Consider the following 17,404-nt stretch of genomic DNA (forward strand, 5'->3'; position numbering starts at 1 on the left):
TCATTGCATCCAACAGCGCAGAATCCACCAGCACCGAAGATTCCCCGACAGGCATCACCGGTGCGAACATCCTGCTGGACCACGTCACTAAGCGTTTCCCCGGCCAGGCGCGCCCCGCGGTCGACGGTCTGACCATGGAGATCCCGGCCGGCAAGATCGTCATGCTCGTCGGCCCCTCGGGCTGCGGCAAGACCACCACCCTGAAAATGATCAACCGACTCATCGAACCGACCGAGGGCCGCATCGTCGTCGACGGTGACGACGTCACCAACATGAACGGCGATACCCTGCGCCGAGGCATCGGCTATGTCATTCAGGCCGGGGGGCTCTTTCCCCATATGACGGTGGCCACCAACATCGGCCTCGTGCCGAAAATGCTCGGCTGGGACAAGGCCCGTATCGCGGCGCGGGTCGACGAACTCCTCGAGCTCGTCTCCCTCGACCCGGTGCTCTACCGAAACCGGTACCCCAAGGAACTCTCTGGCGGCCAGCAGCAACGCGTCGGCGTGGCGCGCGCCCTCGCGGCCGACCCACCCGTGCTACTCATGGACGAGCCCTTCGGCGCCGTCGACCCGATCACCCGCCTACGCCTGCAAGACGAACTACTCAACATCCAAGAAGAACTGCAGAAGACCATCGTCTGCGTCACCCACGACTTCGACGAAGCCGTCAAGCTCGGCGACTGGATCGCCATCTTCAACGAGGGCGCCCAGCTCGAACAGTACGACACCCCGGAACGCATCCTCGGCGACCCGGCCAACGAATTCGTCGAAAACTTTATCGGGTCAGGCGCCGGCCTCAAACAGCTCACCCTCACCCGGGTGGCAGAGGTCGGGTTCGGCGACGCCGTCGTGGGAAGCCCCGGCGAACGGGCAGCGGATGTCCTAGCCCGCCTCATCGACGCCGGCCACGGCCACGCGGTCATCGTCGATGAGCGTCACCGTCCCATCCAGTGGCTCTCCCGCCGGAAGCTCGGCCGCCTCGAGCTCATTAGCAACGTTCCCGATCCGAAACTTCCGGTCGTCGGCTACCGTGCCACGCTCAATGACGCACTCGACACAATGCTCGTCTCCAGCGCCGGAGCCGCGCTCGTCACCGGCCGCCGCGACATGTTCAAGGGCGTCATCGACGTGCAGACCGTCATGGACGCCATTACCCGGTCACAGACCGCTGCCGTGCTCGAGTCGGACCAAGCGCCCGTCGGACTAAACACCGGCGTGTTCCAAGCGCAGGCGCCTGCCACCGACGCCGACCTGAACGAGACCGAGAGCAACGGCGCCGACGCGCGGGCCGGTCAATGAGCACCCGCCGCCGAACTACAGAAGCCGGCATTTCCGGCGGCGACTCCGCCGTCGAAACACCCGGCGACCCGGCCGCGCCGGCAGTACCGGTCAGTCGTGCCCGCGCGGTATGGCAATCCTGGCGGGGACTGGTCTACCAGCTGGCCGGTATTCTGCTCGCATTCCTCGCGCTCGTCATCTGGCTACTGACGGCCAACCTGTCGCCGATCGAACTGACCACACTCGCCCCGGACGCGCTCTGGGTTTACACCGTGCAGCATATCCAGCTCACCCTCCTCGCCGCGGTGATCGTGTTGGTCATCGCGATTCCCTTGGGAATCGCCCTGACCCGACGATCCCTGCGGTTTCTGACCGCTCCGGTGCTCGCGATCGCCAATGTTGGTCAAGCCGCCCCTGCGATCGGCGTCGTCGTCCTCCTCGCATTCTGGGTTGGTTTCGGCTTCTGGGCAGCGACGCTGAGCCTCGTGCTTTACGCGGTGCTCCCGGTGCTGCGCAACACCATGGTCGGCCTGCAGCAGGTCGACGCCCGCCTCATCGAAGCCGGACGTGGCATGGGCATGAGCTCCACAGCCGTGCTCTTTCGCGTGGAACTCCCTCTTGCCGTGCCGGTCATGCTGTCAGGCGTGCGTACCGCCCTCGTTCTGCTGGTCGGCACCGCCGCCCTGGCCACGTTCGTCAACGGCGGCGGACTCGGCATCCTCATCACCACCGGCGTCAATCTCAGCCTCACCCCCGTGCTCGTCACTGGAGCCCTATTGGTGGCTCTGCTGGCCCTCCTCATCGACTGGATCGGCCGCGTAGCAGAACACGTCGCCCGCCCGAAGGGACTCTAGATGCACCCCCCCTCTTTTCACACCCGCCGCGGACACGTCGGCCACTGGGCTCAAGCAACGAGCGTCCTCGCCCTGTCCGCCGTCGCCCTGACCGGCTGCGGCCTGCAACCGGCGACCTCATACGTTCCCGCGGTTGGACCCGGGTCGATCACCCCGCTCGACGGTGCCGACGGTGTCGACCTCACCGTCACGTCCAAGAACTTCACTGAGCAGCTACTGCTCGGCAAGATCGCGGTGCTCGCCGGGACCGCCGCTGGATTCGACGTCACTGACCTCAGTAACGTGCCCGGCAGCCAGCCGGCCCGCGAGCTGCTTCTCTCTGGCCAGGCCGACGTGCTCTGGGATTACACCGGAACCGCATGGTTGACCTACCTCGGTCAGGCCGAGGCGATCACTGACCAGAACGAAATGTGGCAGGCCGTGTACGACCTCGACCTCACCAACGGTGTCACCTGGGGCGCGCCGGCACCGATGAACAACACCTACGCCCTCGCTGTGCGCAGTGAGGCAGTCGCCGACCTCGGCGGCATCACGGCCATGTCCGAACTTGCCGCGTTGCCGGTCGAGGATCGCACCTTCTGCGTCGAGTCCGAATTCAACTCCCGGCCAGACGGCCTGAACCCCATGCTCGCCCATTACGGACTGGAACGTGGCACCGCCAACGGCGTGCCCGACAGCAACATCGGCATCTACGACACCGGTGCCATCTACAGCGCAACCGACACCGGCGCCTGCAACTTCGGCGAAGTCTTCACAACTGACGGTCGCCTCGACGCGCTCGACCTCACAGTCCTGACCGATGACCTCGCATTTTTCCCGGCATACAACGTGGCACCGATCTTCTTCACCGACACAATCAAGGCCCACCCCGGCCTGGAAAAGGTCTTCGCCAAGATATCACCGAAACTCACCGACGAGGTCCTGCGCGGCATGAACCGTCAAGTTGACGTCGACGGTGCCGAACCCGCCGATGTGGCCTATGAGTGGATGATCGAGGAGGGTTTCATCACCGACCCAGCCAGCTAACCAGACACGGGCGACGGATGCCGCGAACAGCACGATCGTCCGGGCCAGCATCGCAGAGGCAGGCCAGGCGTGCAGATGCTCGAACAGCTCCTCATCGAGCCCAGTACGGCCAGCTTCGACGCCCCGGAGTGCCGACCCGACACGGTGGTAAGTAGGCCGACAGCGATGATGATACGACGAACAGGCTCGTGGCGTGGGTCACGCCGTCCAACCAAACAGAAACGACTCGCATGCTTGCTCCGACGGGGCAGCACACGCGATACACGAATACCGCGACGACATACTCACCCCGCTGCGGGCCGACCTGGACCAGTCACGCACAAGTGCACGCGAGCAGCGCACCCGTTCCGACCGCGCCGAAGCACCCTTGTGAACGTCATGGGAGCTTTCGCTGAGTTCGAGCGGTCGCTGATTCGTGAGCGTCAGCGCGAGGGTATTGCTTTGGCTAAGACGCGTGGCCTATACCGCGGTCGCACCCCGTCACTGGACACGGCCCGTGCGGCCGAGCTGCGCGAGAAGGCTGCCGCTGGCGTGCCGAAATCTGTTCTTGCTCGACAGTTTGGGATCAGCCGCGAAACCGTCTATGTCTACCTCGGCGCCGGGGACTGAGCTGGCTATAGACGATTCGGTGTGGTTAGAGGTGGATTCCTGCGGTGTCGACCAGTTCGACCCAGCGCGTTCGACGGTCGATGTCTTCTCGGATAGCTGGGGCCGGGGCGTATACGTCTGCGTCAGATAGGGCGGCCAGGTTGAGGCCGGTGAGGTCGGTGATGTCCACGATGGGTACTTGGTAGGTGCGGTACGGCCCCAGCGGCGGGGGATTACCGTACATGAGGGCTGGAGCGAGGTCCGTGTCGAGGTCGATGTCTTCTAACTGTGGACTTTGGTCGAGGACGAATCCGGCAGCGTGAAGAGCGGTGGAGCCTCTTGTGGTCGTGGTCCATGCCGCGATCTTCCAGAACGCTTGTGGAATCTTCACGCCGCGGTATATCGGGTCCTGGGTTGAGAGCACGGGGGCGGTGAAGACGCTGATGCGATTACCGTTTGTGCGTGCGTAGGTGAGGACGTGGTCCTCGAGGCCAAGCCGGAGTTCTTTCGATTGGTTAAAGGCTCCGGCTTGCGGGGCGGCGTTGGTGTAGGCGAAGGTATCGTAATTCGCACGCCTGGCTGTCGTTGTGTCGCCCCAGACCGGGTCCTGTCGCCGGACGAGGTGTCCGCGGTCGAGATCGTTTCTGGCGTAGACGCCCTCCCCGGCCTGTTCGTAGACCGGGACACGCGAGTCGAGGTGCCAGTCGTCGCCCCGGTCAACAGTAATGAGCTGATCCCCGTCGATGTTGACGCCGATCGCGATCGCGAGGCGCCGCGCGGGGTCGAGGAGCACGGTGAAATGTGTGTAAAGCAGTTCACGAATCAGGGTGCCCGCAGGAGGGACGGGGAGCGGCAGAGGAATTTCAAGGAAATCGGCGTTGTATCCAGCAGGATAAAGTAAGGGGGCGTTCATGGTGATAGTCAAGCAGCCAGAGCCGACAGTTGGGGCCTTCGGATATACATGGCGGAGTTGATGGGGACGATCCTCTAACGTGGTGCCGTTTCTTACCGATGGATTCTGCGAAGCCAAGTAATCGAGAACAGGCGCAATTAGTCCTTACCCGGCGGCGGTTGGTTCGATCTGAACGACTCCACCGGGCACCAGATGATAGGCGCCGGTCAAGGCGTCGACCAAGACTTTCACTGTGCCGCCATCCGCGGGCAATTGCAAGTCGAGTAGCCAATTCGGCTTATACAACAACGGGTCTCTGCTGACGCTTGTGACCTCGATCGGGATCACGGCGCGACGTCGGTGCAGAGCGGTGCGTACCGCGCATTGCCGGGCATCGTTCTCGGCGTGTTCTTTACTGATCGTTGCGGGAGCAGCATCCAGTGTTTCGCACGGTTCAATCAGAACCGGATCGGGCCAAGGATCGCTCGTGCTCGTGCCGCCGCTGCACCGGTCGACCAAGATATGGGCGACTCCGTAGATGCTTCGGCCGAAAGCTCGCTGTTGAACGGCGTAGACATAGCCGGCATAGGGATGGTGCACTAAGCGGGCGTTCGTGCAGACGAGATCGGGAGCGCGGTTCAGCACGAGCCGGATAGCCCGATTGCGACTGATACCGGCGGGAATACGACGGGCCGGCTGGTCGGCAGTGGTGGGCGGAGCTGGTTGTGGCCCGACGACCGGTATCGCGGCGCTCAACGGACCGACGCTTCCGTCGCCATGATCACATCTTGGCCCTTAAGTAGTTGGGCTGGGATCGGGCCGAGACGCTCCGTTTCGCCGAGGGCCGCCTGAATGTGTGCCGGGACGGGGCAGCTCGTCTGCGTCAGCAGGCTGCCTACAATCATTGCCGTGACGGAGCTGACGATGCCTACGAGCATCGAATCCAATCCCGTGCGCGAAACCAGGCTGAAGATCTCCCAGACCACTGGGACGGCGGTTCCCACGATCATCGAGGAGATCGCCCCAACGGTGTTCGCCTTCTTCCACCACACGGCAGCCACGTAACAAGGCACAAAGGCGCTGCCCAGAATCGTCGTCGCGAAGATTACGAGAGCGAAGACCGCTGGAGGCTGAAAAACGGCGATGAAGAATCCGACGATGGCCAGGGCGAGCACCATACCGCGGGAAACCCACACCATGTTCTTCTCGTTCATCTTCTTATTGATGAAGCGATGGTAGATGTCCCGACTCGCAATGGTACCGGCTTGCAGCAGGATCGAATCCGCCGTGGACATGATGGCAGCCATAATGCCGGCCATGACGATGCCTACCACGGCGGGGGGAAGCAACAACTGAGCGGTGGCGAAGATGGCCATCTCCGGGTCCGTGCCGATCGGAACGATCAGGAGAGCAACGATGCCGACGAGGTACGGGGCCGGAACGAAAAGAATATTGAAGAGCATTGAGTAACCGCCGGCTTTGCGCGCGACACTCGGGCGCTTCATGGCCATGTGCCGGGTCACCACGTGCGGCCAGCCCAGGTAGCCGATCGAGAACACCAACAGCGCCCCGATAATCAGCCCCCACTGGCCGTAATTTGCGAGGTCTTTTCCCCACATCGTCAGCAGAGAGGAATCGATCTCACCGATTCGCGCATTGGCAGCACCAAGGCCGCCGAGGGTGGCCAGCGCTGCGAAGAGAACCCACAGAACCCCGATCAACATGATGATCGCCTGAAAGAAATCCGTGTATGCCACAGCGAGATAGCCGCCCAGGAACGTGTATAGAACGATGACACCGATGGCAATGCCGAGGGCGAGCGGATAGGAGAAGCCGGTAACCAGCGCCAAGCCCTTTCCGCCAGCAATGAACTGCGCCAGAACATAGAAGAACAGGCATATCAGTGCGAGCGGAGCGGCGATTATGCGAGTAAGCGCCGACGGATAGCGACGTTCCAGGTATTCGATTGAGGTGACGGCCCCGAGGATTTGGGACAGCTTGCGCATGCGCCGCCCCAGCACGGACATGTTGAGCACGCCGCCGCCGAGGTCGCCGAGCGCGTACCAGAGGCTCCAATAACCCTGGGTGTAGGCCAGCGAGCCAGCGCCAAGAAACATATACCCGCTCATGGATGTGCTTTGCAAGGTCAAGGCAGTGACAGCGGGCCCCATGCTTCGACCCCCGAGCAGGTAGTTATCCAGGCCCTTACCCGCGCCCCGGCGCATGGCCCAGATGCCAATGCCAATGAGAATCAAAAAGTAGAAAAGTAGGAAGTTGATCTCGGTAGTCATTCCGGACCCCCTTCGTCTTCGCGCGCCCAATGCCGGGACACCCACATAAACCCGACGGTATAGAGAATCCAGAACACGGGAACTCCGATCAACACTGATGAAGTAAAAATGGGCAGGTTTAACAACGGTTCTCCTGGCGGGTTGGCCGTCTAAGCATTCATTTGCTCGGGCGGGATTTAGCAGGGCTGCCCTGCCGCGTGCTCGGTTCGGCCGGCGAGGTCATCAAAGACTTTTGGCGTGGCTTCGAGCTGACAAGGGTACCTGGTTCGGTACGTTGTGGGCTGCAATCCCCCTCTCAAGCCGTAGCAATCGGCTACCCACAGTTGGGTCGAGAGCGATCAGAACGAAGGTATTCCTCCGGAAAGATTCGGCACAATCATGCACGTCTGCGCGATATTTTTGCACAAAAACAGCTATCCACCAGCTATTTAAAGAATATAATTTGGTCCGAGGGTGCTGCGTTGCGACCTCGGTCTATATGTGATCTAAGCTGTCACCCCGACTTTTGGAGCTTATAGGCATTGTCAGTCAGGCACAAGGCAGCGAGCCAGTATCACCGCCGCAAGTGTCTCCGATGCTGTGAGACACAGTGTCCACGATGCCGAATTTGTCAAGGCGAATGAGACCAGTGACAAATTCCGCCCCCGCAGTGACCGGCTGCGCGCGACCTGGATTGTTGCCCACCTTCGGGCCGGCACCCGCATCAAGGAGCTCACTCGCGCTCTCGGTGTGGAAAAGTTTGAAAACTTGCCGCGCTACCTGGAGCATGTCCAAGCCCTCGATGGCGCGTCCTATCGCGCACAGAGCTGCGCGGGACGGTCACCCCATGAGCGCGGTCTCCTCCGATGCCGCTCTGCTGGAAGAACGGATGCAGTCCAGGTTCGGCATGACCCGACTGGACTACAAACGCGAACGCGCCTGCGGCCCCGTCTCACGCGCCTACCTCAACAACGCCATCCGCATCGTCGACAACTCCGGCGTCGTGACCAAACTTATCGAGTGGCGATACGCGCGCTTGAAATCAAACGCCGGCGTCAAACCAACCATCCCTTTTCGCGCTGTACTCGTGCTCTTTCTCCTGCACGTGCAACTGGGGTACGGCATCAACTATCACCGCATCGCGGAAACCCTCGACGTGCACTTCCACGACGAAGAATTCGCCCTGCTCGGAATACAAAACCACGCCGGCGACCACGATGACTGGTACCAACGTCTGTGGCGCTCAGCGAATCGTATGATGGCTCTCATCGACCCCTACCCCGGTCCCCGCAATAAGCGGTTGAAGCCGAAGGCCTATGCGAAATTGCTCACGAAGCAAGCAACGCCGAAGGCCACACGAAAGTCTGCGCGCAATCTTGAGCGCCTGGACTGGCTCTGCGAACAACTCCTCCACACCAGCGTGCGCATGCTCCCCGCAGACATCTGGGCCAAGTACCACGGCAACATCGCCATTGACGCAACCCTGATTCCGGGAACCGGGCGGCCCAACCCGACAGACCCAACCATGCGACGAGGCAATGCAGACTCGCACTCCGGCCGTTACCGCCGCGAAGGCAGCCACGGCGGCCTCGGAGCCAAAACCGACAAGGCCGGCTACGAACTCGAAATCAGCGTCATGGTGTGGGACAAACCCGGCCAGAACATGGTGTTCCCCTCGCTCATTACCTCTGTTGGTTTCCACCGCCCGGGAGAAATTATCGGCCACGGCGCCAAACTCCTCGACTCCCACCAACGGCTGGGCTTCGCCGGCGGCCTCGTCATCGCGGACCGCGCCTACAACGGCGAAAAAGCCCGCAACTTTCAGATTCCCGTGCGGCTTCGCGGCTGCGAACTCGTCATCGACTACAAGAAGAACGACCTCGGCCTCCAAAACCAATGGAAGGACCTCATCCTCGTCGACGGCAACTGGTACGTCACCTATATGCCGCAGAACCTCATCGACGCCACCAAGAACTACAACACCCGCGAGACCAACCCCCTCGACCCAAAGAAGCCCCGGCGCCTCGTCGACAAGAAGACCTACAAGACCTACCTCGAGAACCGCACGGCCTACCGGATGAAGCCCAAAGGCCTCCCCGACAAGGACGGCTTTCAACGTTTTCTCTACCCGGCCCCCGGCAGCTATATGGCCATCGACCGGGCCAGCGGCAAACGCGTCGCCAAACCGTCAACACCGGTCAGTGTCACCATTCCGCTCGACGCGGGAGCCCCCGCCGAACGCAACCGCGACCCCCGCCTCGCCGTCAAGCACCTGCAGAAGTTCGCCTACAAGTCCGAAGAGCACCAAAAACACTTTGGCATGCGCAGCCTGGTCGAATCCGCCAACAAGACCCTTAAGGCCAAGAACTTCGAAGACCTCGCCAACGTCAGCAAACGCTCCGGCCGCGGCTTCGCCTTTAACTACCTCGCCGCGACCCTCGCCGCCGTCTCAGCGAACCTCCGCAAAACCTACGACTTCTTCGTAAAGGCCGCCGAACTCGACCTCGGCGAGAAGCTTTCCCGCGAACGACGCCGCAAAGAAGCCACCGGAACACCACTGAGCGCCCACAGCGCCTTACCGGCCCTGGCCCCACCGCAGTAACAACGGCCACAACCCACTCCAGCACCAACCACCCGCGCACCGAAAGCTTCAGCCTGCCCACCCGCAGGCCTTTTCCTATTTATAAGGTCAACTCCGCCTCAACAGGCCAGATCGGCCCCGTCAAAACCCTTAAAAACCGAAGGCCGGTCGAGTATTTCTACTCAACCGGCCTGTTCGCTTGGATTTCATGAAAACGTAACGTCAATTTCCTGAAACACCCAGAGTGCGCGAGAGGGGACTTGAACCCCTACGTCCTTTCGAACACTGGCACCTGAAGCCAGCGCGTCTGCCAATTCCGCCACTCGCGCGAACTTAGGAATGCTAACACTGCGAGGGGGGTCAGCGCCATTCGACGGCGCGCCGCGCGGGTCCGGGGGCTGAATCGGCCCAATCTCGGCCCCCGCAGCCATGACTGCGCCCGAAATTGGTAGCCGCGCCGGTAATTACTGCAGCGCCCACCGGTATCGGGCGCGACCATCAGGAGAGCCCGCCTATCGGGCGCGGGCACAACGGATGCCCGCCTCGGCCAGCCTCGGAGAGAACGGATGCCACCGCCCGAAACGGCCGCGCAGCATCCGCTCCCCGCCACCTATCGAAAAATACCCACGGAATGCCCATAATGGGCCCCGAATTCGGTCCGGGACCCTCCGCGGGTAGTATGGCTGTTCGTGCCGTTTGCGCCCTGAAGGTGGGTTGTCGCCCGAGACAAGTAACATGCTCATAGCCAAACGGACCGGATCGGGAGACCTGTGGGCATACTGGATAACTTTGAAAAAGGCTTGGAGCGCGCCGTCAACGGAGCGTTCGCCAAGACCTTTCGATCGGGCTTGCAGCCGGTGGAAATAACCTCCGCGCTGCGTCGTGAGCTCGACACCAAGGCCGCTGTCGTCGCGCGGGATCGCATCCTCGCGCCCAATCGCTTTACCGTGCGCATGTCCCACGCCGACTACACCCGCATGAGCGCGCTCGGCGTCACCCTCATTGACGAGCTCACCGCCCTCATGCAAAAGCACGGCACCGAGCAGCGCTACCAGTTCACCGGCGGCATCGATATCACCCTGCAAGACGACCGCAGCCTCAGCGAGGGCATGGTGCAGATCGACTCCAGCTCGGTCAAGAGCAACGTCGCCTGGAGCCCGGTGCTCGACATCAACGGCACCCGGCACCCCCTGGTCAAGGCCCGCACCGTGATCGGCCGTGGCTCCGACGCCGACATCACCGTCGACGACACCGGCACCTCGCGTCGCCACGTCGAAATCCTCTGGGACGGCTCGCGCGCCCAGGTGCGTGACCTCGGCTCCACCAACGGCTCCCAGCTCAATGGCGCCCCGGTCAGCCAGGCCATCCTCGAGCCCGACTCGGTCGTCACCATCGGTCGCACCCGCATCGTGTTCCGCGTGCTCGCCCAGGCCTCACCAGACTCCCGCGAGTACCCGCGCGCCGCGCCGCCGGCCGACCCGCCCACCGAACGCCACGATATGGGCGGATTCTGGGGGCCGAACACATGAACGTCAGCGAACTGACCCTGCTGGTGCTGCGCATCGGCTTTCTGCTCTTGCTTTGGATGTTCATCTTCGGCATCGTCTACGCCCTGCGCAGTGACCTGTTCGGCCAGCGCGTGCGCAAGATGAAAACGGATGCCGCCGCCCCCGCCGCCGCATTCCCGGCATCCGCTGTTCCCGCCGTCGTCCCCGGCCCCGTCGCTGCCCCCGCTGCCGCTGACGCCTTCACGCCGCCGGTCGCGCGCGCCAGCCCGGCGGGCGGGAATTCAGGGGCAGACGGGGGAAGGGCGACTGCCCAGAACACCACCCGCCTGGTCATCACGAGCGGCCCGAAGGCCGGCACGGAGTTTCCGCTCGGCGCCGAAACCATCACCATCGGTCGTTCGAGCGACTCCAGCCTGGTCATCCGCGACGATTACACCTCCACGCACCACGCGCGTCTCATGCTCTGGAACGACGAGTGGATGCTGCAAGACCTGGATTCCACTAACGGCACCTTCCTGGCCGGCTCCCGCGTCACCGTGCCGACCAAAATTCCCCTGAACGCCACCGTGAAGATCGGCGCCACCAGCTTCGAGCTTCGGCGGTAGGTCATGGCGACGGTCAGTCATAGCGCAGCCGCGTCTCACGTCGGCAAGATTCGCTCCAACAACCAGGACTCCGGGTACGCCGGTCGCAGCCTGTTTGTGGTCGCCGACGGCATGGGTGGCCACGCCGGCGGCGACGTCGCGTCGTCGATCGCCACCAAACGCATCATCGAGGCCGACAAGCACTATGCGAGCGCGCAGGACGCCGAATTCGCTCTGCAGGCCGCCCTGATCGGTGCCAACGCCCAGCTGGCCGAGACGGTCTTCGAACACGCCGAACTCACCGGCATGGGCACGACGGTCAGTGCCATCGTGGTGCTCGAGAACGAGGTGGCAATCGCCCACATCGGCGACTCGCGCATCTACCTGCTGCGCGAGCGTGAACTCTCCCAGATCACCATCGACCACACCTTCGTGCAGCGCCTCGTTGACAGCGGGCGCATCACCGAGGCCGAGGCCATGGTGCATCCGCGCCGCTCTGTGCTCATGCGCGTACTCGGCGATGTCGAGGCGAGTCCCGAAATCGACACTTCGATTCTGGCCACGATCGACGGCGACCGCTGGCTGCTTTGCTCCGACGGCCTCACCGGCGTCGTCTCGCACACCGCCATAGCCTCCGCTCTGGCGAGCGGTGCCAGCGCGCAGGATGTCGCCGACCTGCTGGTCAAGGAGAGCCTCGACGGCGGCGCCCCCGACAACGTCACCGTGGTCATCGTCGACATCGGCGCGGGCGACGGCTCCGCGCGCACAGACAGCCCGGTCATCGTCGGTTCCGCCGCGAATCCGCTCGCCTTCGGTGAGGAACCGGGCCGCAACCGTGCCCTGCGCATCCCGGCCCTGCGCCTGCACCCGGTGCGGGAAACCCACTTCGAGCCCGATTCGCAGGATTACCTGTCCGAACTGATCGAAGAGGATGCCCGCCGCGCGCGCCGCCGCAAGGTCACCTGGCTGGTCGGTGTCATTCTGCTGGTGCTCAGCATCGTCACGACCACGATCATCGGCTACCAGTGGACCCAGACCCGCTACTACGTGGGCGTCGACGGTTCGAACGTCGCCATCTATCAGGGCGTGCAGCAGGACATTGGTCCGATCAAACTGTCCAGCGTCTACGAAGACACCGAGCTGAGCCTGTCCGACCTGCGCGTCTATGACCGCCAGCAGGTGGAGCAGACCATCAATGCCGGTTCACTGGACGACGCCCTGGCCATCATCGAGCGACTGAAGGGGGCCATCGTTGAGTAAGGCATCCGCTCAAACGGCGCGTCCGACGGCAACCGAGCCGGTGCGTCGCCTGCGCCTCCCGCAGAAACTGCGCAACCTCGAACTGTTCCTGCTGCTGATCGCGTGCTTCATCAACGCCAGCGCGGTCGTGCTCGTACAACTCGGTGCCCTCGGCGAGCTGGACCCGACCCTCGTGCTGCTCGGCGCCGGCCTGTCGGCCCTGGTGATCACCCTGCACATTGTGCTGCGCTTTGTCGCCCGCGATGCCGACCCGTTCATCCTGCCGATCGCCACGGTGCTCAATGGCATCGGTATCGCCATGATCTACCGCATCGATATCGCCGACAAACAGGGCGGTTGGGAGAGCGCGGCCGTGCGCCAGACGGTCTGGAGTGCCCTGGCTATTTTCAGTGCCATCGTCGTGCTGCTGGTCATCCGCAACCACCGTGTGCTGTTTCGGTACACCTACATTGCCGGTCTCGTCGGTGTGCTCCTGCTCTTTCTTCCGCTCGTTCCGGGCCTCGGCAAGGAGATCAGCGGCGCCAGGGTGTGGATCAGCTTCGGCAATTTCGGCACCTTCCAGCCCGGTGAGATCGCCAAGATCGCCCTCGCCGTGTTCTTCGCCGGCTATCTCGTGCGCAACCGAGACAGTCTCTCCATGGTCGGCAAAAAGTTTCTCGGCGCCCGGTTTCCCCGCTTTCGCGACCTCGGACCGATTCTCATCGTCTGGGCCCTGTCGATGTCAGTCATCATCTTTCAGCGCGACCTCGGCACCGCCCTGCTCTACTTCGGCCTGTTCCTGGTCATGCTCTACCTCGCCACCGGTCGACTGAGCTGGGTCATCCTGGGCATGGGTCTCTTTCTCGGCGGCGCGCTACTGGCCAGCCAGACCCTGGACTACGTCAACGGCCGGTTCACCAACTGGCTGGATGCTCTGAATCCAGACGTCTACGAGGCGAAGGGGGGCAGCTTTCAGCTGGTGCAGGGCCTGTTCGGCCTCGCCAAGGGTGGGCTGCTCGGCACCGGCTGGGGCCAGGGCCGCCCGGAAATCACTCCGGTACCGCAGAGTGACTACATCATCGCGAGCCTCGGCGAGGAACTCGGGCTCGCCGGGCTGTTCGGCATCCTCGCCCTCTACCTACTGTTCGTGGCTCGGGGCTTCCGCATCGGCTTCGCCGGACAGGATGACTTCGGCAAGCTCCTCGCTGTCGGCCTCGCCTTTGTCGTTGCACTGCAGTGCTTCATCGTCATCGGCGGTGTCACCCGGGTCATTCCGCTGACCGGTCTGACCACGCCGTTCCTGGCCGCCGGCGGCTCATCGCTCGTGGCCAACTGGATCATCGCGGCCCTGCTGCTGCGGCTCTCCGACACCGTGCGCAACCAACCCAGGCTGGTGGTCTAAGTGAACCGCGAACTCAAGCGCGTCAGCATCGTCGTGATGCTGATGTTCGTCGCCCTGCTCAGCTCGACCTCGGTCGTGCAGGCCTTCCAGGCCGACAATCTGTCGGCCGACCCGCGCAATACCCGCACGCTCTACGACAGCTACCAGGTTGAGCGCGGCGCCATCCTCGTCGCCGGGGAACCGATCGCGCAGTCGATGCCGGCCGACGACGACTACAAATTCTTGCGCACCTATACCAATCCAGAGCTGTACGCACCGATCACCGGGTATATCCCGATCAACGGCGAACCGACCGGCCTCGAGTTCGCCCTCAACGCCGAACTCACCGGGACCTCCAACTCGCAGTTCTTTGACAAGATCAGCGCCCTGGTCACCGGCCAGGACCCGAAGGGCGCAGCCGTCGAGGTCACAATCGATCCGATAGCCCAGCAGGCCGCCTGGGATGCCCTCGGCGATTACACCGGATCGGTCGTCGTCACCGAGCCGGCCACCGGCCGTATCCTGGCCATGGTGTCCAAGCCGAGTTTCAACCCGAACCTGCTCACCGTGCACAACAATGCCGAGGTCACGGCCAGCTACGAAGCGTTGCTGGCCGATCCGAGCGACCCACTGATCGACCGGGCGATCAATTCGCTCAACCCTCCCGGGTCGGTGTTCAAGCTCGTCGTCACCACAGCGGCCCTGGAATCGGGCGACTACACCCCGGAAAGCACCTTTCCCAACGTGGCCGTCTACACGGCGCCCGGCACCACGAGCAAGATCGAAAACTCCAGCGGGGGCACCTGCGGCGCAGGTGACACGGTCACCCTGGCCACAGCGCTCCGGTTGTCCTGCAATATTCCGTTCGCCGAACTCGGCGTCGAACTCGGTGACACCGCTATTCGTGAGACAGCCGAGAAATTCGGCTTCAACAGCAGCTACAGCATTCCCATGAACGTCGCCGGGAGCGTGTATCCGCGTGGGCTCGACGATCCGCAGACCGCGCAGTCGGCGTTCGGCCAGTTCGACGTGCAGGTAACGCCGCTGCAGATGGCCATGGTCAGCGGCGCCATCGCCAACGGCGGCGTCGTAATGGCCCCTAACCTCGTGCAGGAAATTCTCGCGCCCAACCTCAGCGCCATCGAAACCTTCAAACCGGTCGAACTCGGACGGGTGATGAGCGAAGAAACTGCCGCGACGATCACCGCGATGATGATCAACGGCGTTCAGGATGGCGCTGCAAGCAATGCAAGAATAGACGGGGTCGACGTGGCGGGAAAAACAGGCACGGCTCAGAACGGATCAACCGATCCATTCACGTTGTGGTTCACCGGTTTCGCACCGGCGAACGACCCGCAGTATGCCATCACCGTTCTCGTCGAGAACGGCGGGGGAGAAGGACAAACCGGGTTCGGCAACAAACTTGCCGCACCTGTCGCACAGAAAGTACTAGAGGCGGTGCTTAACAAATGAGACCCACAGCAGGCCTCACCTTCGGGGGACGATACGAGCTGCAATCGCGCATTGCGATTGGCGGCATGGGCGAGGTGTGGAAGTCCACCGACCTCGTCATCGGACGCAGCGTCGCCATCAAGATTTTGAAGGACGAGTACCTCGGCGACCCGGGCTTTCTCGAGCGCTTCCGCGCCGAAGCCCGCCACGCCGCTCTCGTCAACCACGAAGGCATCGCGAATGTCTTCGACTACGGCGAAGAAGACGGCAGTGCTTTCCTGGTCATGGAACTCGTGCCCGGCGAAGCCCTGTCCACCATCCTCGAGCGCGAGCACGTGCTGCCGACCGACAAGGTGCTCGACATCGTCGCGCAGACTTCGGCCGCGCTGCACGCTGCCCACGCCGCCGGTCTCGTACACCGCGACATCAAGCCCGGTAACCTGCTGATCACGCCGGAGGGCCGGGTCAAGATCACCGACTTCGGTATCGCCCGCATCGCCGACCAGGTTCCGCTCACCGCGACCGGCCAGGTCATGGGCACCGTGCAGTACCTCTCACCCGAGCAGGCCAGCGGACACCCGGCGTCACCGACCACCGACATCTACTCCATCGGCATCGTCGCGTACGAGTCCCTCGCCGGCCGACGTCCTTTCACGGGCGAGTCGCAGGTCGCCATCGCCATGGCACAGATCAATGAGATCGCTCCTGACCTCCCGGTGACCGTCTCCGAGCCGGTGCGCAACCTGGTGTTCGCCTGCCTGGCCAAGAACCCGGCCGACCGGCCGGCGTCGGCTGCCCACCTGGCGCGCGCTGCATCCGCTCTGCGTCGTGGTGACGTGGCCGCGGCTGCCGTGGCCGTGCCATCCGTTCTGGGCGGGCTCAGTGCCACCAGCGCCACGATGCTCATGCCCGGCGCCGGAAACGACCAAGCCACGACCATCCTTCCGGCCACCGGTTCCCCCATCACCCGGGCATCCGCTGCAGCAGCCGCCGAAGCGGAGAAGAAGAAACGCAGCAAGTGGACCTGGCCACTCATCGCCCTCGTCGCCCTGCTCGTAATCGTACTCACCGGCACGCTCATCGCGCTGTTCACCCAGAACAACGAGACGCCGGTGCCGGCAGCGACGTCGGCGACACCCTCGACCACGCCCAAGCCGTCTCCCACACCGACTCCGAGCCCGACACCCACTCCGACCCCCACCAACACCTCGGTCAATCCCGACGACTTCGTCGGCAAGCCAAGCGCCGAAGCCGCAGCTTTGCTCGTCGACATGGGCTTCGTGGCTGACATCGCCACGGGCAATGCCGCCGAGACCAGTGACAACGTCGACAAGGTCTACCGGGTGAACCCCACCGGTCCGGTTCCGGCTGGTACCACCGTGGTCCTCACCGTTTATGGCCCGGTGGCAACGCCGAGCACGCCGACGTCGGCCCCGACGGCGACTCCCTCGCCCGCGGCCCCCGCCGGTACGGTCACGGTCAGCTGGAACGTGCAGACCTGCCCGGCCGGCCAGACCCTGGCCGGTTACGAAATCGCCACCGAGGGCGGTGCCGCCGTCATCACGTCGGCGAACCCGACCAACGCGGAAACGACGACGGGCACCATCACCGCTGGAACCGAGAATTTCAAGGTCAAGTTCCGCTACTTCTGTGGTCAGGTCAGCTCCGAGTTCTCGCCCACGGTCGATGTGAAAGTCACGGGCGACCCAGCTGTCACGGAGTAACTCCCTCATGCCGTGCGGTAAAGTA

General features: G+C 63.3%; 14 protein-coding genes and 1 tRNA gene. 11 read left to right on the plus strand and 4 right to left on the minus strand.

Annotated elements, in window-relative coordinates; genetic code table 11:
* The first annotated feature begins 53 nt into the window (after positions 1–53).
* The 4 genes from CXY77_RS05995 (at position 54) to CXY77_RS21055 (ending at position 3,769) form a co-directional block, all read left to right on the plus strand.
* Positions 54–1,301 (plus strand): ATP-binding cassette domain-containing protein, encoded by a 1,248-nt coding sequence (locus CXY77_RS05995; protein WP_167552408.1) that lies wholly within the window; start codon positions 54–56, stop codon positions 1,299–1,301.
* Positions 1,298–2,134, plus strand: coding sequence for an ABC transporter permease (locus CXY77_RS06000; RefSeq protein WP_104089961.1), 837 nt, complete (start codon positions 1,298–1,300; stop codon positions 2,132–2,134). The genes CXY77_RS05995 and CXY77_RS06000 overlap by 4 nt, the downstream gene beginning before the upstream one ends.
* On the plus strand, positions 2,135–3,160 hold the full coding sequence (locus CXY77_RS06005) for a glycine betaine ABC transporter substrate-binding protein (RefSeq protein ID WP_104129813.1): 1,026 nt from the start codon (positions 2,135–2,137) through the stop codon (positions 3,158–3,160).
* A gap of 168 nt (positions 3,161–3,328) precedes the next feature.
* Positions 3,329–3,769 carry a recombinase family protein gene (locus tag CXY77_RS21055; protein ID WP_369831294.1) on the plus strand — a complete coding sequence of 147 codons (441 nt, stop codon included), beginning with the start codon at positions 3,329–3,331 and terminating at the stop codon, positions 3,767–3,769.
* Between the two features lie 25 nt (positions 3,770–3,794).
* On the opposite strand, the gene CXY77_RS06015 is transcribed toward CXY77_RS21055, so the two are convergent.
* From CXY77_RS06015 to CXY77_RS06025, 3 genes are all read right to left on the minus strand, one after another.
* Positions 3,795–4,661: a DNA/RNA non-specific endonuclease gene (locus CXY77_RS06015; RefSeq protein WP_104129814.1), complete on the minus strand. Its 867-nt coding sequence runs from the start codon at positions 4,659–4,661 to the stop codon at positions 3,795–3,797.
* Between the two features lie 144 nt (positions 4,662–4,805).
* Positions 4,806–5,396, minus strand: coding sequence for a hypothetical protein (locus CXY77_RS06020; protein ID WP_104129815.1), 591 nt, complete (start codon positions 5,394–5,396; stop codon positions 4,806–4,808).
* A complete protein-coding gene (locus tag CXY77_RS06025; protein WP_104089968.1) occupies positions 5,393–6,931 on the minus strand; it encodes a sodium/proline symporter in 1,539 nt (512 codons plus the stop codon). The genes CXY77_RS06020 and CXY77_RS06025 overlap by 4 nt, the downstream gene beginning before the upstream one ends.
* Before the next feature lie 826 nt (positions 6,932–7,757).
* Between CXY77_RS06025 and CXY77_RS06035 the strand changes: the two genes are divergently transcribed.
* Positions 7,758–9,512, plus strand: coding sequence for a hypothetical protein (locus tag CXY77_RS06035; protein ID WP_104129817.1), 1,755 nt, complete (start codon positions 7,758–7,760; stop codon positions 9,510–9,512).
* A gap of 224 nt (positions 9,513–9,736) precedes the next feature.
* Here CXY77_RS06035 and CXY77_RS06040 read toward each other — a convergent pair.
* Positions 9,737–9,820, minus strand: a tRNA-Leu gene (locus CXY77_RS06040).
* 441 nt (positions 9,821–10,261) lie between these two features.
* Here CXY77_RS06040 and CXY77_RS06045 point away from each other — a divergent pair.
* Genes CXY77_RS06045 through CXY77_RS06070 form a run of 6 tightly spaced genes read left to right on the plus strand, consistent with a single transcriptional unit; the run spans position 10,262 to position 17,379 of the window.
* Positions 10,262–11,020 (plus strand): DUF3662 and FHA domain-containing protein, encoded by a 759-nt coding sequence (locus tag CXY77_RS06045; RefSeq protein ID WP_092338403.1) that lies wholly within the window; start codon positions 10,262–10,264, stop codon positions 11,018–11,020.
* On the plus strand, positions 11,017–11,604 hold the full coding sequence (locus CXY77_RS06050; RefSeq protein ID WP_104089975.1) for an FHA domain-containing protein: 588 nt from the start codon (positions 11,017–11,019) through the stop codon (positions 11,602–11,604). The genes CXY77_RS06045 and CXY77_RS06050 overlap by 4 nt, the downstream gene beginning before the upstream one ends.
* 3 nt (positions 11,605–11,607) lie before the next feature.
* Positions 11,608–12,843 (plus strand): PP2C family serine/threonine-protein phosphatase, encoded by a 1,236-nt coding sequence (locus CXY77_RS06055; RefSeq protein ID WP_092338400.1) that lies wholly within the window; start codon positions 11,608–11,610, stop codon positions 12,841–12,843.
* Positions 12,836–14,224 (plus strand): FtsW/RodA/SpoVE family cell cycle protein, encoded by a 1,389-nt coding sequence (locus CXY77_RS06060; protein ID WP_092338398.1) that lies wholly within the window; start codon positions 12,836–12,838, stop codon positions 14,222–14,224. The genes CXY77_RS06055 and CXY77_RS06060 overlap by 8 nt, the downstream gene beginning before the upstream one ends.
* Positions 14,225–15,676 carry a penicillin-binding protein 2 gene (locus CXY77_RS06065; RefSeq protein WP_092338396.1) on the plus strand — a complete coding sequence of 484 codons (1,452 nt, stop codon included), beginning with the start codon at positions 14,225–14,227 and terminating at the stop codon, positions 15,674–15,676.
* The gene (locus CXY77_RS06070; RefSeq protein ID WP_104129818.1) at positions 15,673–17,379 is read left to right on the plus strand and encodes a protein kinase; all 1,707 of its coding nucleotides are present in this window, start codon (positions 15,673–15,675) and stop codon (positions 17,377–17,379) included. Before CXY77_RS06065 ends, CXY77_RS06070 begins: the two co-directional genes overlap by 4 nt.
* Positions 17,380–17,404: the final 25 nt, after the last annotated feature.

This window comes from Cryobacterium sp. N21, from assembly GCF_002929575.1.
Lineage (GTDB): Bacteria > Actinomycetota > Actinomycetes > Actinomycetales > Microbacteriaceae > Cryobacterium > Cryobacterium flavum.

What these genes read in the sequence shown, in the direction of transcription:
- CXY77_RS06000 (WP_104089961.1), top strand. Translation starts at nt 1,298, where the DNA reads ATGAGCACCCGCCGCCGAACTACAGAAGCCGGCATTTCCGGCGGCGAC.
- CXY77_RS06005 (WP_104129813.1), top strand. Translation starts at nt 2,135, where the DNA reads ATGCACCCCCCCTCTTTTCACACCCGCCGCGGACACGTCGGCCACTGG.
- CXY77_RS21055 (WP_369831294.1), top strand. Translation starts at nt 3,329, where the DNA reads ATGATACGACGAACAGGCTCGTGGCGTGGGTCACGCCGTCCAACCAAA.
- CXY77_RS06015 (WP_104129814.1), bottom strand. Translation starts at nt 4,661, where the DNA reads ATGAACGCCCCCTTACTTTATCCTGCTGGATACAACGCCGATTTCCTT.
- CXY77_RS06025 (WP_104089968.1), bottom strand. Translation starts at nt 6,931, where the DNA reads ATGACTACCGAGATCAACTTCCTACTTTTCTACTTTTTGATTCTCATT.
- CXY77_RS06035 (WP_104129817.1), top strand. Translation starts at nt 7,758, where the DNA reads ATGAGCGCGGTCTCCTCCGATGCCGCTCTGCTGGAAGAACGGATGCAG.
- CXY77_RS06050 (WP_104089975.1), top strand. Translation starts at nt 11,017, where the DNA reads ATGAACGTCAGCGAACTGACCCTGCTGGTGCTGCGCATCGGCTTTCTG.
- CXY77_RS06055 (WP_092338400.1), top strand. Translation starts at nt 11,608, where the DNA reads ATGGCGACGGTCAGTCATAGCGCAGCCGCGTCTCACGTCGGCAAGATT.
- CXY77_RS06070 (WP_104129818.1), top strand. Translation starts at nt 15,673, where the DNA reads ATGAGACCCACAGCAGGCCTCACCTTCGGGGGACGATACGAGCTGCAA.